The organism is Pseudomonas sp. c313, from assembly GCF_055407145.1.
Window position 1 is genome coordinate 105,128 of the sequence record NZ_JBUZRD010000008.1, and the last position, 13,669, is coordinate 118,796.

At 59.1% G+C, this 13,669-nt stretch carries 13 protein-coding genes; 8 read left to right on the forward strand and 5 right to left on the reverse strand.

Annotated elements, in window-relative coordinates:
• Window positions 1-25 precede the first annotated feature (25 nt).
• Window positions 26-1,480 carry a tRNA uracil 4-sulfurtransferase ThiI gene (thiI, locus tag ACZRKZ_RS20490; protein ID WP_463968984.1) on the reverse strand — a complete coding sequence of 485 codons (1,455 nt, stop codon included), beginning with the start codon at window positions 1,478-1,480 and terminating at the stop codon, window positions 26-28.
• A gap of 332 nt (window positions 1,481-1,812) precedes the next feature.
• Between thiI and glnA the strand changes: the two genes are divergently transcribed.
• The 4 genes from glnA (at window position 1,813) to ntrC (ending at window position 6,710) form a co-directional block, all read left to right on the forward strand.
• Entirely contained in the window at window positions 1,813-3,219 is a 1,407-nt protein-coding gene (gene glnA / locus ACZRKZ_RS20495; protein ID WP_133101264.1) for a glutamate--ammonia ligase, read from the forward strand.
• A gap of 187 nt (window positions 3,220-3,406) precedes the next feature.
• Window positions 3,407-3,940, forward strand: coding sequence for a chorismate mutase (locus ACZRKZ_RS20500; protein WP_463982566.1), 534 nt, complete (start codon window positions 3,407-3,409; stop codon window positions 3,938-3,940).
• Between the two features lie 251 nt (window positions 3,941-4,191).
• Complete coding sequence (glnL, locus tag ACZRKZ_RS20505; RefSeq protein WP_463968982.1) at window positions 4,192-5,277, forward strand: nitrogen regulation protein NR(II); 1,086 nt, start codon at window positions 4,192-4,194, stop codon at window positions 5,275-5,277.
• Complete coding sequence (gene ntrC, locus ACZRKZ_RS20510; protein ID WP_463968981.1) at window positions 5,274-6,710, forward strand: nitrogen regulation protein NR(I); 1,437 nt, start codon at window positions 5,274-5,276, stop codon at window positions 6,708-6,710. Before glnL ends, ntrC begins: the two co-directional genes overlap by 4 nt.
• A 381-nt stretch (window positions 6,711-7,091) precedes the next feature.
• Here ntrC and ACZRKZ_RS20515 read toward each other — a convergent pair whose 3' ends face one another.
• Window positions 7,092-7,532, reverse strand: coding sequence for a hypothetical protein (locus ACZRKZ_RS20515; protein WP_149411308.1), 441 nt, complete (start codon window positions 7,530-7,532; stop codon window positions 7,092-7,094).
• On the opposite strand from ACZRKZ_RS20515, the gene ACZRKZ_RS20520 reads away from it, so the two are divergent.
• Window positions 7,531-7,986, forward strand: a complete 456-nt coding sequence (locus tag ACZRKZ_RS20520) for a tRNA (cytidine(34)-2'-O)-methyltransferase (RefSeq protein WP_463968980.1) — start codon at window positions 7,531-7,533, stop codon at window positions 7,984-7,986. The two genes, ACZRKZ_RS20515 and ACZRKZ_RS20520, sit on opposite strands and share 2 nt — an antisense overlap.
• Before the next feature lie 44 nt (window positions 7,987-8,030).
• Here ACZRKZ_RS20520 and secB read toward each other — a convergent pair whose 3' ends face one another.
• The 3 genes from secB to ACZRKZ_RS20535 are packed head-to-tail and all read right to left on the reverse strand — an operon-like array spanning window position 8,031 to window position 9,228.
• Window positions 8,031-8,516 carry a protein-export chaperone SecB gene (secB, locus tag ACZRKZ_RS20525; protein WP_133101259.1) on the reverse strand — a complete coding sequence of 162 codons (486 nt, stop codon included), beginning with the start codon at window positions 8,514-8,516 and terminating at the stop codon, window positions 8,031-8,033.
• Between the two features lie 42 nt (window positions 8,517-8,558).
• Window positions 8,559-8,813, reverse strand: a complete 255-nt coding sequence (grxC, locus tag ACZRKZ_RS20530) for a glutaredoxin 3 (protein ID WP_133101258.1) — start codon at window positions 8,811-8,813, stop codon at window positions 8,559-8,561.
• A gap of 1 nt (window position 8,814) precedes the next feature.
• On the reverse strand, window positions 8,815-9,228 hold the full coding sequence (locus ACZRKZ_RS20535; protein WP_149411310.1) for a rhodanese-like domain-containing protein: 414 nt from the start codon (window positions 9,226-9,228) through the stop codon (window positions 8,815-8,817).
• Window positions 9,229-9,379: 151 nt separating this feature from the next.
• Between ACZRKZ_RS20535 and gpmI the strand changes: the two genes are divergently transcribed.
• The 3 genes from gpmI (at window position 9,380) to ACZRKZ_RS20550 (ending at window position 13,669) form a co-directional block, all read left to right on the forward strand.
• Window positions 9,380-10,906: a 2,3-bisphosphoglycerate-independent phosphoglycerate mutase gene (gpmI, locus tag ACZRKZ_RS20540; protein WP_463982567.1), complete on the forward strand. Its 1,527-nt coding sequence runs from the start codon at window positions 9,380-9,382 to the stop codon at window positions 10,904-10,906.
• 137 nt (window positions 10,907-11,043) lie between these two features.
• A complete protein-coding gene (locus tag ACZRKZ_RS20545; RefSeq protein WP_463982568.1) occupies window positions 11,044-12,330 on the forward strand; it encodes a murein hydrolase activator EnvC family protein in 1,287 nt (428 codons plus the stop codon).
• Window positions 12,331-12,361: 31 nt separating this feature from the next.
• Window positions 12,362-13,669 carry a S41 family peptidase gene (locus ACZRKZ_RS20550; protein WP_463968977.1) on the forward strand — a complete coding sequence of 436 codons (1,308 nt, stop codon included), beginning with the start codon at window positions 12,362-12,364 and terminating at the stop codon, window positions 13,667-13,669.

Sequence of the window (13,669 nt, forward strand, 5' to 3'; positions counted from 1 at the left end):
ACCACAGGCGAACAGCCCCGGGCTCTTAGCTCGGTCGATAAACGCGCACATTGGCATGCCCCTCACTGAGCAAATGGTGGGCATGCAGGCGACTCATCACGCCTTTGTCGCAATACAACAGGTACTGACGGCTGTCATCCAGTTCCTTGAAACGTGCGTTCAATGCATAGAACGGCAACGTTTGTACGTCGATGCCAGCGATTTCCAGCGGCTCGTCCTCAGCAGCATCCGGGTGACGGATGTCGATGACGATCTGACCGGCTAGAGCCTCGCTGACTTCTTCGATCTGCAAATCCTGGCCCAACTCGTCGATTACGCGATCGATCGGCACCAGTTTAGCGTTCTCAAGCGCACGCTCGAGAATCGCCATGTCAAACTGTTGTTCTTCGTACTCCACGCGGTTGCGCTTGGCGTGGGTCTTGGGGTTCACCGAAATGACCCCGCAGTATTCCGGCATGTGCTTGGCGAAATCCGCCGTGCCAATCTGGGTCGCCAGGTCGATGATGTCCTGCTTGTGACTGGCAATCAGCGGGCGCAACACCAGCTTTTCGGTCACAGAGTCGATCAACGACAGGTTCGGCAGGGTCTGGCTGGACACCTGGGAAATCACTTCACCGGTAACCAGTGCATCGATTTCCAGCCGATCCGCGATTCGGGACGCAGCGCGCAACATCATACGCTTCAATACTACGCCCATATGACTGTTATCGACTTTCCCGAGAATTTCTCCCAGGACTTCCTCGAAAGGAACGCTGACAAACAGCACACGCTGGGAGCTGCCGTATTTTTTCCAGATGTAATGCGCGACTTCCATCACGCCCAGTTCGTGTGCACGCCCGCCCAGGTTAAAGAAGCAGAAGTGGCTCATAAGCCCGCGCCGCATGATCTGGTAGGCCGCCACCGTGGAATCGAAACCGCCAGACATCAACACCAGGGTCTGTTCCAGGGCGCCCAGCGGGTAACCGCCGATGCTGTCGTGCTGGCTGTGAATCACAAACAACCGTTGGTCGCGAATTTCCATCCGCACTTCAATTTGCGGCTCTTTCAGGGAAATTCCGGCGGCGCCGCACTGACGACGCAGCTGGCTGCCGACGTATTTCTCGATATCCATGGAGCTGAAGGTGTGCTTGCCAGCACGCTTGCAACGCACGGAAAAAACCTTGCCCGCCAACACATCCCCGTAGTGCTGCTTGCACTTGGCCGTGATGTCGTCGAAATCGCCAAGCGGGTACTCGTCGACCTGCAGGAAGTGCGCGATGCCCGGCACACAGCTCAGGCGCTCGGTCATGTCCTTCAAGGCTTTGGGGTCTGTAATGCGGGTTTCCAGTTCGATATTGTCCCACACACCGCTCACCACCACCGCCGGGTCCAGATCGCGGAGCACGGCACGGATATTTTTGGCCAATTGACGGATGAAACGCATCCGTACCGGTCGGCTCTTGATGATGATCTCAGGGAAGACTTTAACGATTAATTTCATGAAAACAGTGCGCGCAGGCCCAGCCGAAAAAGGGGGGCGCGGATTATAGCGGAAATCGCTCAAGGTTTAACCAGTTAATATGCGGTCGGCTTTTCGCGCACTAAATCGGGGCATTTGTGATTTCATGCGCTACATTGCGGTGCGTTATTTCCCCCGCTTTGGCCCTTTGCACCTTTATAGGGGCCTTTTTAAGGCAAAAAACCCATGGCGGGGCACTGGCATGCAATTTGCTCTCTTGTGAGGCAGGTTGCCTTGGCAGAGTATTCGCGCCGGCATCACCCACATTTAAGGGCTAACTCCACTACCCAGCCCGAAGCCACCCGGAGGACACTATGTCGAAGTCGGTTCAACTCATCAAAGATCATGACGTCAAATGGATTGATCTGCGCTTCACGGACACCAAAGGCACTCAGCACCACGTGACCATGCCGGCTCGCGACGCGCTGGATGACGCCTTCTTCGAAGAAGGCAAAATGTTCGACGGCTCCTCCATTGCTGGCTGGAAAGGCATTGAAGCTTCCGACATGATCCTGATGCCGGACGACAGCACCGCCGTACTCGACCCGTTCACCGAAGAGCCAACCCTGATCCTGGTTTGCGACGTGATCGAGCCTTCGACCATGCAAGGCTATGATCGTGACCCACGTGCGATCGCCAAGCGTGCCGAGGAATACCTGAAGTCGACCGGTATCGGCGACACCGTATTCGTAGGCCCGGAGCCAGAATTCTTCATTTTCGACCAAGTGAAGTTCAAGTCCGACATCTCGGGCTCGATGTTCAAGATCTACTCCGAACAAGGTTCGTGGATGTCCGACCAGGACGTGGAAGGCGGCAACAAAGGCCACCGTCCAGGCGTCAAAGGCGGCTACTTCCCGGTTCCGCCGTTCGACCACGACCACGAAATCCGTACCTCCATGTGCAACGCCATGGAAGAAATGGGCCTGGTCATCGAAGTTCACCACCACGAAGTGGCAACTGCCGGCCAGAACGAAATCGGTGTGAAGTTCAACACCCTGGTTGCCAAGGCTGACGAAGTTCAGACCCTGAAGTACTGCGTACACAACGTGGCTGATGCCTACGGCCGTACCGCTACCTTCATGCCTAAGCCGCTGTACGGCGATAACGGTTCGGGTATGCACGTTCACCTGTCCATCGCCAAAGATGGCAAGAACACCTTCGCTGGCGAAGGTTATGCCGGCCTGTCTGACACCGCCCTGTACTTCATCGGCGGCATCATCAAGCACGGTAAGGCCCTGAACGGCTTCACCAACCCGTCGACCAACTCCTACAAGCGTCTGGTCCCAGGTTTCGAAGCTCCAGTAATGCTGGCCTACTCGGCTCGCAACCGTTCCGCTTCGATCCGTATTCCTTACGTGTCCAGCCCTCGCGCTCGCCGTATCGAAGCTCGCTTCCCGGATCCAGCAGCCAACCCATACCTGGCCTTCGCTGCCCTGGTAATGGCCGGCCTGGACGGTATCCAGAACAAGACCCACCCAGGCGACGCAGCCGACAAAAACTTGTACGACCTGCCGCCTGAAGAGGCCAAAGAGATCCCACAAGTGTGCGGCAGCCTGAAAGAAGCCCTGGAAGAGCTGGACAAGGGCCGTGCGTTCCTGACCAAAGGCGGCGTGTTCAGCGACGACTTTATCGATGCCTACATCGCCCTGAAAAGCGAAGAAGAAATCAAGGTCCGCACCTTCGTACACCCACTGGAATATGAGCTGTACTACAGCTGCTGATCCGGTAGCGCTGCTTAACGTGGCGTGACGAAAAAAGGCCTCCTTCGGGAGGTCTTTTTTTTGCCCGCAAAACCCTGTGGGAGCGGGCTTGCCCGCGAAAAACTCAAGAACGCCGCATTTCTTCAATATTTACGCGTTATCGTTAACGACCATCGCGAGCAAGCTCGCTCCCACAGAGGGTTCTCCGTTGAAATTCAAACTCGCCTTTATCTTGCTGGCCATCAGCGCCAGCGCATCCGCCGCGCCACCCACCCTCGCGCCACTGCTCGCCAGCATCGCCGAACGTCTGGCGATTGCCGACCAGGTAGCCTTGAGCAAATGGGATAGCCACAAGCCCGTCGAGGACCATCCACGGGAGCAGGACGTGATCGCCAGCGTCGTCGCCCAGGCCGCAGACTACAAACTGGCGCCGGCGCAGGCCGAGCAATTTTTCTCGGCACAGATTGAGGCGAACAAACTGGTGCAGTACGCCCATTTGTCCGATTGGCAGTTGCAGGGCAACGCGCCCAACGAGCCGCGTCCGGACTTGGTCGGGCAGATTCGCCCGCAACTGGATCAACTGCAAAAGCGCCTGCTGCAACAACTGGCAGACTTCACCCCCCAGCGTAGCGATCCACAATGCCCACAGTGGCTGGCAAAGGCTGTTCATCAACCCCTTGATCCATTACGGCAACTGGCAATGATCCGCGCCACCGCGCAATTGTGTATCTACAAAGGGTAAGTACCCGTAGCCGCCTCATGCAGCCCTTACAAAGTCGCACTATATTGGTGCGATACCCTGCACCCTTCCCACATGACCAGCCCATTTTGGTTCGAAACTTCCCGTCCAGGTTGGCAGAACGCTACAGTTTCGCGCCTTAAACCCTTATTTCAGGGCTTTAACGCTTCTTTTCGGAGCCTTGGTTTGGTTTTTGCATTTTCCTTGTATCAGCGCATGCCTCAAGCCTGCGCCTTGCTCCAAAAGAGGTCCTAATGACCATCAGCGACGCACTGCACCGTTTGCTACTCGATAACCTGACCACCGCGACCATCCTGCTCAACGACGAACTGCGCCTTGAGTACATGAACCCCGCGGCGGAGATGCTGCTGGCCATCAGCGGTCAGCGCAGCCATGGGCAGTTCATCAGCGAATTGTTCACTGAGTCGGCTGAGGCCCTGAGTTCCTTGCGTCAGGCCGTGGAGCAGGCGCACCCGTTCACCAAGCGCGAAGCGATGCTCACCGCCCTCACCGGCCAGACCCTGACGGTCGACTACGCGGTTACACCCATCCTGAGCAACGGCACTACCTTGCTGCTGCTGGAAGTCCATCCTCGTGACCGCCTGCTGCGGATCACCAAGGAGGAGGCGCAACTGTCCAAGCAGGAAACCAGCAAAATGCTGGTGCGCGGCCTGGCCCATGAGATCAAAAACCCTCTGGGCGGGATTCGCGGTGCCGCACAGTTGCTGGCCCGTGAGCTGCCGGACGAGAACCTCAAGGACTACACCAACGTCATCATCGAAGAGGCCGACCGTCTGCGTAACCTGGTGGACCGCATGCTCGGCTCCAACAAGCTACCGTCGCTTGCGATGACCAACATCCATGAAGTGCTGGAGCGCGTCTGCCATCTGGTAGAAGCTGAAAGCCAGGGCTGCATCACCTTGGTGCGCGACTATGACCCGAGTATTCCCGACGTCTTGATCGACCGCGAACAGATGATCCAGGCGGTGCTCAATATCGTGCGCAACGCCATGCAGGCCATCAGCAGCCAAAACGAACTGCGCCTGGGCCGCATTAGCCTGCGCACCCGCGCCCTGCGCCAGTTCACCATCGGCCATGTGCGCCATCGCCTGGTGACCAAGGTCGAGATCATCGACAACGGTCCAGGCATTCCTGCCGAATTGCAGGACACCATCTTCTTCCCCATGGTCAGCGGCCGCCCGGACGGTACCGGGCTGGGCCTGGCCATTACCCAGAACATCATCAGCCAGCACCAGGGCCTGATCGAATGTGAAAGCCATCCTGGCCACACCACGTTCTCGATCTTCCTGCCACTGGAACAAGGAGCCCCATCGACATGAGCCGTAGTGAAACTGTCTGGATCGTCGATGACGACCGTTCCATCCGCTGGGTCCTTGAGAAAGCCTTGCAACAGGAAGGCATGACCACCCAGAGCTTCGACAGCGCCGACGGGGTGATGAGCCGCCTGGCCCGCCAGCAGCCCGACGTGATCATCTCCGACATCCGCATGCCCGGCGCCAGTGGCCTGGACTTGCTGGCGCGGATTCGCGAGCAGCACCCGCGCTTGCCGGTAATCATCATGACCGCGCATTCGGACCTGGACAGTGCTGTCGCCTCCTATCAGGGCGGCGCCTTTGAATACCTGCCCAAGCCGTTTGACGTCGACGAAGCCGTCGCACTGGTCAAGCGCGCCAACCAGCACGCCCAGGAACAGCAAGGCCAAGAGGTTGTGCCAACCCTGACCCGTACCCCGGAAATCATCGGTGAAGCGCCGGCGATGCAGGAAGTGTTTCGCGCCATCGGGCGCTTGAGCCATTCCAACATCACCGTGCTGATCAACGGCGAGTCCGGTACCGGTAAAGAACTGGTGGCCCACGCCCTGCACCGTCACAGCCCACGGGCGGCTTCGCCGTTCATCGCCTTGAACATGGCGGCGATCCCGAAGGACTTGATGGAGTCCGAGCTGTTCGGCCATGAAAAAGGCGCGTTCACCGGCGCGGCCAACCTGCGCCGTGGCCGTTTTGAACAGGCTGATGGCGGCACGCTGTTTCTCGATGAAATCGGCGACATGCCGGCCGACACCCAGACTCGCTTGCTGCGAGTATTGGCGGACGGCGAGTTCTATCGGGTCGGCGGGCATACGCCGGTCAAGGTCGATGTGCGGATCATCGCCGCGACTCACCAAAACCTGGAAACCCTGGTGCAGGCCGGGAAATTCCGTGAAGACTTGTTCCACCGCCTCAACGTGATCCGCATCCATATCCCACGGATGTCGGACCGCCGCGAAGACATCCCGACCCTGGCCCGCCACTTCCTCGCCCGCGCCGCGCAGGAGCTGGCAGTCGAGCCGAAGCTGCTGAAGACCGAAACCGAGGAATACCTGAAGAACCTGCCATGGCCGGGCAACGTGCGCCAGCTGGAAAACACCTGCCGCTGGATCACGGTGATGGCGTCCGGGCGCGAAGTGCACATCAGCGACCTGCCGCCAGAACTGCTGAGCCTACCGCAGGATTCGGCACCCGTGACCAACTGGGAGCAGGCGCTGCGCCAATGGGCTGACCAGGCGCTGGCACGCGGCCAGTCAAACCTGCTGGACAGTGCCGTGCCGGCCTTTGAGCGGATCATGATCGAAACCGCCCTCAAGCATACTGCCGGCCGCCGTCGCGACGCCGCCGTATTGCTGGGTTGGGGCCGCAATACCTTGACCCGCAAGATCAAGGAACTGGGGATGAAGGTCGATGGCGGGGATGATGACGAGGGTGACGAGGGCTGATTTCCGCCCTCAACCACACCGAAGATCCAGGGCGGGCCGGGCTTGCCCGTGATCAAAACGTGCACTGCTTCAATGCACCACGATCCAGGACCGCGCACAAACCCCAGGCGTTAAACGCCTGCACTGCTTAAAAACTCTTAAGCACTGAAAACGCAAAAGCCCCGTAACCCGGGGCTTTTCGCTTCTTGCTGAGATTTTTTGGCACACCTGAACAACCTTGGCACGCCCCCTGCAATACCTCTATCACTACCCAGTTTCGGGGACCTTGGTACAGGCAGGCCGAGAATCCCCTTCTTTACATCCGGGGTGCTTGATGCGATCCGCGTCGCACTTCAAACCGTTTTGGGAGCCCTGGTACAGGCAGGCCGGGAACTCCCTCTTTTATTGCTCTTGGAGATGGATCTTGAGCCGCCAGCGGCCATCGACCTTCTCTCCCGACCATTCCCCGCGCAACGGCCGAGCCGCCACCAGGTTCAGCAGCAAGCCACCGTCGGTCTTGCGTACCCGCCAGTTCACATCCTTGTCGCTGACCTTCAGTTGTCCGCCCTGAGCCTTGCCCAGCGCGTCGAACAACAGCGCCACGGTGCCATCAATGTGCTCGCCATGGAGCTTGGGTTCGCTGTTGAACCACACCAGCAAGCCATCGGCCGTCGGCTCCACCTGTTGCAGCTCAACAGGGTCCGCAGTGGTCAAACGACCAATCATCAAACCCACCATCAACCCGACAATCGCCAACGAGCCCAAAACCCGTGGCAATAGCTTCGGCCTGGGATCTTCTTCAGGGGTAGAATGCAGCGCATCTTTGCCTTCGGAGCCGTGCATGTTTCACGTCATCCTTTTTCAACCAGAAATTCCGCCGAATACCGGCAACGTTATCAGGCTGTGCGCCAACAGTGGCTGCCACCTGCATTTGATCGAGCCCCTGGGCTTTGACATGGACGACAAGCGCCTGCGTCGGGCGGGCCTGGACTACCACGAGTACGCCACCCTGCAACGCCACGCAGACCTCGCCAGTTGCCTGGAAAGCCTGAACTATCCACGACTATTCGCCTTCACCACCAAAGGCTCGCGGCCATTTCATGATGCCAGCTTTGCCGAAGGCGATGCCTTCCTGTTCGGCCCGGAAAGCCGGGGCCTGCCGGCGGACGTGCTCGACGCCCTGCCCGATGGACATCGCCTGCGTCTGCCGATGCGTGAAGGCTGCCGCAGCCTGAACCTGTCAAACACCGTAGCCATCGCCGTCTACGAAGGTTGGCGGCAGTTGGGCTTCAAATAAAAAAAGCGCCGGCAACGGCGCTTTTTTTTGGCTACATCGACGTCTTACTGAACCGTCGGCGAGCCTTCCTGTTGCATGCGCTGCAGCTCTTGCGCATACAGGGCATCGAAGTTCACCGGAGCCAGCATCAACGCCGGGAACGAGCCACGGGTGACCAGGCTGTCCAGGGTTTCGCGGGCATACGGGAACAGGATGTTCGGGCAGAACGCGCCCAGGGTGTGGCTCATGGAGGCTTCGTCCAGACCCTGGATCAGGAAGATACCGGCCTGTTGCACTTCAGCGATGAAAGCGACTTCTTCGCCATTCTTGACGGTGACCGACAGGGTCAGTACGACTTCGTGGAAGTCGCCTTCCAGTGCCTTTTGACGGGTGTTCAGATCCAGGCCGACGCTTGGCGTCCACTCCTGGCGGAAGATCGCCGGGCTTTTTGGCGCTTCGAATGACAAGTCACGCACATAGATGCGCTGCAGGGAAAATTGTGGGCCTTGAGCCTCTTCTGCTGCCGCTTCGGTGTTCTGTTGGTCAGTCATCGCAGATCCTTCTTGATCTTGGGGTCTTTTAGGGTTTAGGAGTCAGACGTGAAGCAGCGCATCCAATTTACCAGCGCTCTCCAGGGCGAACAGGTCGTCGCATCCACCGATGTGCCGGGCGCCGATCCAGATTTGCGGCACGGACGTGCGTCCCGCTTTCTGGACCATTTCGGCGCGCACCTGTGGCTTGCCATCGACCTTGATCTCTTCGAAGGCAACGCCCTTCTTTTCCAGCAAGGCCTTGGCCCGCATGCAGTAAGGGCACCAATCGCTGGAATACACGACAACCTGGCTCATATCACTTCACCAATGGCAGGTTATCGGCGCGCCAGCTGGAGATACCGCCCGACAGCTTGGCGGCGGTGAGACCGGATTTCAGCATCTCGCGGGCGTGACCACCGGAGTGCTGGCCCTGGGCGTCGACCAGGATGATGGTCTTGTCCTTGTGCTTTTGCAGTTCGCCGAGGCGTGCAATCAGCTTGTCCTGGGGAATGTTCAGCGCGCCAACAATGTGACCGGCGGCGAAATCCTTGGCCGGACGAATGTCGACCACAACGCCCTCATCCTTGTTGACCAGCGCGGTCAGCTCAGCAGTACTGAGGCTGCGGCCACCGCGGCTCATTTCGTGAGCGATCAGCAGCGCCAGCAATATGACGAAGGCACCGACGAGCAAATAGTGGGAAGTGGCGAATGCAATCAGGTGATCAACCATCAAGGAGGTTCCAGGGCGTTAAAATGGCGGTAAGTATACACAGCCACCATGGCCGGCCAACCCCCGTAAAGCGGTGACGTCACCGGAACTTCGCTTTAAACTGCCACTCCCTTTTCAATTGCCTTCCTTTAATACCGCCGCGAGAGGATCTATGACTACCACGCCTAAACCTTTGGTCCTGATAATTCTCGATGGCTTCGGACACAGTGAAAGCCACCACGACAACGCCGTGTACTCGGCCAAAAAGCCTGTACTGGACCGTCTGAGCGCCACGGTGCCGAACGGCCTGATCTCGGGTTCGGGCATGGATGTAGGCCTGCCGGACGGTCAAATGGGCAATTCGGAAGTCGGCCATATGAACCTGGGCGCCGGACGAGTGGTATACCAAGACTTCACCCGAGTGACCAAATCCATCCGCGACGGTGAGTTCTTCGAGAACCCGACCATCTGCGTAGCGGTGGATAAAGCCGTCGCTGCCGGTAAAGCCGTGCATTTCATGGGACTGCTGTCAGACGGTGGCGTACACAGTCATCAGGACCACCTCATCGCCATGGCCGAACTGGCCTTCAAGCGCGGCGCCGAAAAGATCTACCTGCACGCCTTCCTCGACGGCCGCGATACCCCACCGAAAAGCGCGCAATCGTCCATCGAACTGCTGGACGAAGCCTTCAAGACCCTCGGCAAGGGTCGTATCGCCAGTCTGGTAGGCCGTTACTTTGCCATGGACCGTGATAACCGCTGGGATCGCGTCTCCCAGGCTTACAACCTGATTGTCGACGGCAACGCCGAGTTCAACGCCGCCACCGCCCAGAAAGGCCTGGAAGCCGCCTACGCCCGTGGCGAGAGCGACGAGTTCGTCAAGGCCACCACCATCGGTGAGCCGGTCAAAGTGGAAGACGGCGACGCCGTAGTGTTCATGAACTTCCGCGCCGACCGCGCCCGCGAGCTGAGCCATGTGTTTGTCGATGACCACTTCAAGGACTTCGAGCGCGCCCGCCAGCCAAAAGCCCACTTTGTCATGCTGACCCAATACGCCGCCAACATCCCGGCCCCGTCGGCCTTTGCCCCGGGCAGCCTGGAAAACGTGCTGGGTGATTACCTGGCGAAAAACGGCAAGACCCAACTGCGTATCGCCGAAACCGAGAAATACGCCCACGTGACCTTCTTCTTCTCCGGCGGTCGCGAAGAACCGTTCCCGGGCGAAGAACGCATCCTGATCCCGTCGCCAAAAGTCGCCACCTACGACTTGCAGCCGGAAATGAGCGCACCAGAAGTCACCGACAAGATCGTCGATGCCATCGAGCACCAGCGTTATGACGTGATCGTCGTCAACTACGCCAACGGCGACATGGTCGGCCACAGCGGCAACCTGGAAGCGGCAGTCAAAGCAGTGGAATGCCTGGACCTGTGCGTGGGCCGCATCGTCGACGCACTGGAAAAAGTCGGCGGCGAAGCGCTGATCACTGCCGACCACGGCAACTGCGAGCAAATGTCCGACGAATCCACCGGCCAGGCACATACCGCCCACACCACCGAGCCAGTACCGTTCATCTACGTCGGCAAGCGCGACCTGAAAGTACGTGAAGGCGGCGTGCTGGCAGACGTGGCACCGACCATGCTGATGTTGATGGGGTTGGAGAAGCCGAAAGAGATGACTGGCACTTCGATATTGGTTTAACCGCAAAACCGACCAATGAAACAGCCATAAACGGCTTTTTATGACGAACGCCTCAAAGCAGTTGGCTTTGAGGCGTTTTTTTTGCAGCGCTTGGCGGGCATACTAGGCCGTCCCTTTCCCTGGTGTCGCCCGCCTCTATGCTTCGCGCCTTGATTACCCTTGCTCTTGTCTGCCTGCTCCAACCGGCCTTTGCCGACGAGCGCGCGCAAACCCAACAACAGTTGGACGCCACGCGTCAGGATATTACTGAGCTGAAGAAACTCCTCGGCAAACTCCAGGAAGAAAAATCCGGCGTGCAGAAAGACCTGCGCGGTACGGAAACAGAGATGGGCAATCTGGAGAAGCAGGTCCAGGAGTTGCAAAAGGAACTAAAGAAGAGCGAGTCGGAACTGGAGCGGCTCGACGGTGAGAAAAAAAAACTCCAGAGCGCCCGCGTTGAACAGCAACACCTGATCGCTATCCAGGCCCGCGCCGCCTACCAGAACGGCCGCCAGGAATACCTCAAGATGCTGCTCAACCAGCAAAACCCGGAAAAATTCGCCCGCACCCTCACTTACTATGACTATCTGAGCAAGGCCCGCCTGGAGCAGTTGCAAAGCTTCAACGAGACCCTGCGCCAGCTGGCCAATGTCGAGCAGGAAATAGCCCAGCAACAGACGCAATTGCTGGAGCAGAAAAGCAGCCTCGACACCCAGCGCGATGAGCTGGACAAGGTCCGCAAGGAGCGCCAGCAGGCGCTGGCCAAGCTCAACAATGACGTGAAGGCCCGCGATGCCAAGCTACAGGCCCGTCAGCAAGACCAGGCCGACCTGGGTAAAGTACTGAAAACCATCGAGGAAACCCTGGCACGCCAGGCTCGTGAGGCTGAAGAGGCGCGGCAAAAAGCGCTGATCGCCCAGCAGGAAGCAGAAAAAAAGCGCCAGCGTGAGGCCGAGGCGGTCGCCACCGACGCCCCGCGTAAATCGGCGCGCGCAGCCCCTGGACCACTGGTTTCCAGCACAGGCGAATCCTTTGGCGGACCTTTTGCTTCAGCTCGCGGCAAACTTCCATGGCCAGTTGATGGTCGATTGCTTGCACGCTTTGGTCAAACCCGTGGCGATGACACCCGCACCAAATGGGATGGCGTGATGATCAGCGCCTCCGCCGGCAGCCAGGTGCACGCCGTTCACGGTGGCCGCGTGGTGTTTGCCGATTGGCTGCGCGGCGCCGGTTTGCTGGTGATTCTTGACCACGGCAATGGCTATTTGAGCCTTTACGGCCACAATCAGACTTTGCTCAAAGCGGCAGGTGATCTTGTAAAAGCCGGTGAATCCATCTCCACTGTCGGTAACAGTGGTGGCCAGGATACCCCGGCGCTGTACTTCGCTATTCGTCAGCAGGGCCGCCCGAGCGACCCTGCACAATGGTGTCGCGCCCAAGGATAAGGGCCGTACCTACATTAGGAGTTCGTTCGACATGCTGCATTTGTCCCGCCTCACTTCGCTGGCCCTGACGATCGCTCTGGTGATCGGCGCGCCTCTGGCATTCGCCGACCAGACCGCTCAGACAGCCACGGCCGCGACCACCAAGGCACCGTTGCCGCTGGACGAATTGCGCACCTTTGCCGAGGTCATGGACCGGATCAAGGCAGCCTACGTCGAACCCGTGGACGACAAGACCCTGCTGGAAAATGCCATCAAGGGCATGCTCAGCAACCTCGACCCGCACTCCGCCTACCTGGGCCCGGAAGACTTTGCCGAGCTGCAGGAAAGCACCAGCGGCGAATTCGGTGGCCTGGGGATTGAAGTGGGCGCCGAGGACGGCGTCATCAAGGTGGTCTCGCCCATCGACGATACTCCCGCTTCCAAGGCCGGAATCCAGGCCGGTGACCTGATCGTCAAAATCAACGGCCAGCCGACCCGTGGCCAGACCATGACCGAAGCTGTCGACAAAATGCGCGGCAAGATCGGCCAGAAAATCACCCTGACCCTGGTTCGCGACGGCGGCAACCCGTTTGACGTGACCCTAGTGCGGGCGACCATCACGGTCAAGAGCGTGAAGAGCCAGTTGCTGGAATCGGGTTACGGTTACATCCGCATCACCCAGTTCCAGGTCAAGACCGGCGACGAAGTGGCCACGGCCCTGGCGAAGATGCGCAAGGACAACGGCAAGAAACTCAGCGGCATCGTCCTCGACCTGCGCAACAACCCAGGAGGCGTGCTGCAGTCGGCAGTGGAAGTGGTCGACCACTTCATCACCAAGGGCCTGATCGTCTACACCAAGGGCCGCATCGCCAACTCCGAACTGCGCTTCTCGGCCACCGGTAACGACCTGAGCGAAGGCGTGCCGATGGTGGTGCTGATCAACGGTGGCAGCGCCTCGGCTTCGGAAATCGTCGCCGGTGCCCTGCAAGACCAGAAACGCGGTGTGCTGATGGGCACCACCAGCTTTGGCAAGGGTTCGGTACAAACCGTGCTGCCGCTGAACAACGAGCGTGCACTGAAGATCACCACGGCGCTGTACTACACGCCGAACGGGCGCTCGATCCAGGCCCAGGGCATCGTGCCGGACATCGAAGTGCGCAGGGCCAAGATCACCAACGAGCAGGACAGCGAGTACTTCAAGGAAGCCGACTTGCAGGGCCACCTGGGCAATGGCAACGGCGGTGCCGACCAGCCAACCGGCAGCGGCACCAAAGCCAAACCGATGCCTCAGGACGATGACTATCAGTTGGCTCAGGCCTTGAGCCTGCTCAAGGGCTTGAGCATCACCCGCAGCCGTTGA

Excerpts from the sequence above, each read along its gene's own strand:
- thiI (WP_463968984.1), bottom strand. The coding sequence starts at position 1,480 with ATGAAATTAATCGTTAAAGTCTTCCCTGAGATCATCATCAAGAGCCGA.
- glnA (WP_133101264.1), top strand. The coding sequence starts at position 1,813 with ATGTCGAAGTCGGTTCAACTCATCAAAGATCATGACGTCAAATGGATT.
- glnL (WP_463968982.1), top strand. The coding sequence starts at position 4,192 with ATGACCATCAGCGACGCACTGCACCGTTTGCTACTCGATAACCTGACC.
- ntrC (WP_463968981.1), top strand. The coding sequence starts at position 5,274 with ATGAGCCGTAGTGAAACTGTCTGGATCGTCGATGACGACCGTTCCATC.
- ACZRKZ_RS20520 (WP_463968980.1), top strand. The coding sequence starts at position 7,531 with ATGTTTCACGTCATCCTTTTTCAACCAGAAATTCCGCCGAATACCGGC.
- ACZRKZ_RS20515 (WP_149411308.1), bottom strand. The coding sequence starts at position 7,532 with ATGCACGGCTCCGAAGGCAAAGATGCGCTGCATTCTACCCCTGAAGAA.
- secB (WP_133101259.1), bottom strand. The coding sequence starts at position 8,516 with ATGACTGACCAACAGAACACCGAAGCGGCAGCAGAAGAGGCTCAAGGC.
- grxC (WP_133101258.1), bottom strand. The coding sequence starts at position 8,813 with ATGAGCCAGGTTGTCGTGTATTCCAGCGATTGGTGCCCTTACTGCATG.
- ACZRKZ_RS20535 (WP_149411310.1), bottom strand. The coding sequence starts at position 9,228 with ATGGTTGATCACCTGATTGCATTCGCCACTTCCCACTATTTGCTCGTC.
- gpmI (WP_463982567.1), top strand. The coding sequence starts at position 9,380 with ATGACTACCACGCCTAAACCTTTGGTCCTGATAATTCTCGATGGCTTC.
- ACZRKZ_RS20545 (WP_463982568.1), top strand. The coding sequence starts at position 11,044 with ATGCTTCGCGCCTTGATTACCCTTGCTCTTGTCTGCCTGCTCCAACCG.
- ACZRKZ_RS20550 (WP_463968977.1), top strand. The coding sequence starts at position 12,362 with ATGCTGCATTTGTCCCGCCTCACTTCGCTGGCCCTGACGATCGCTCTG.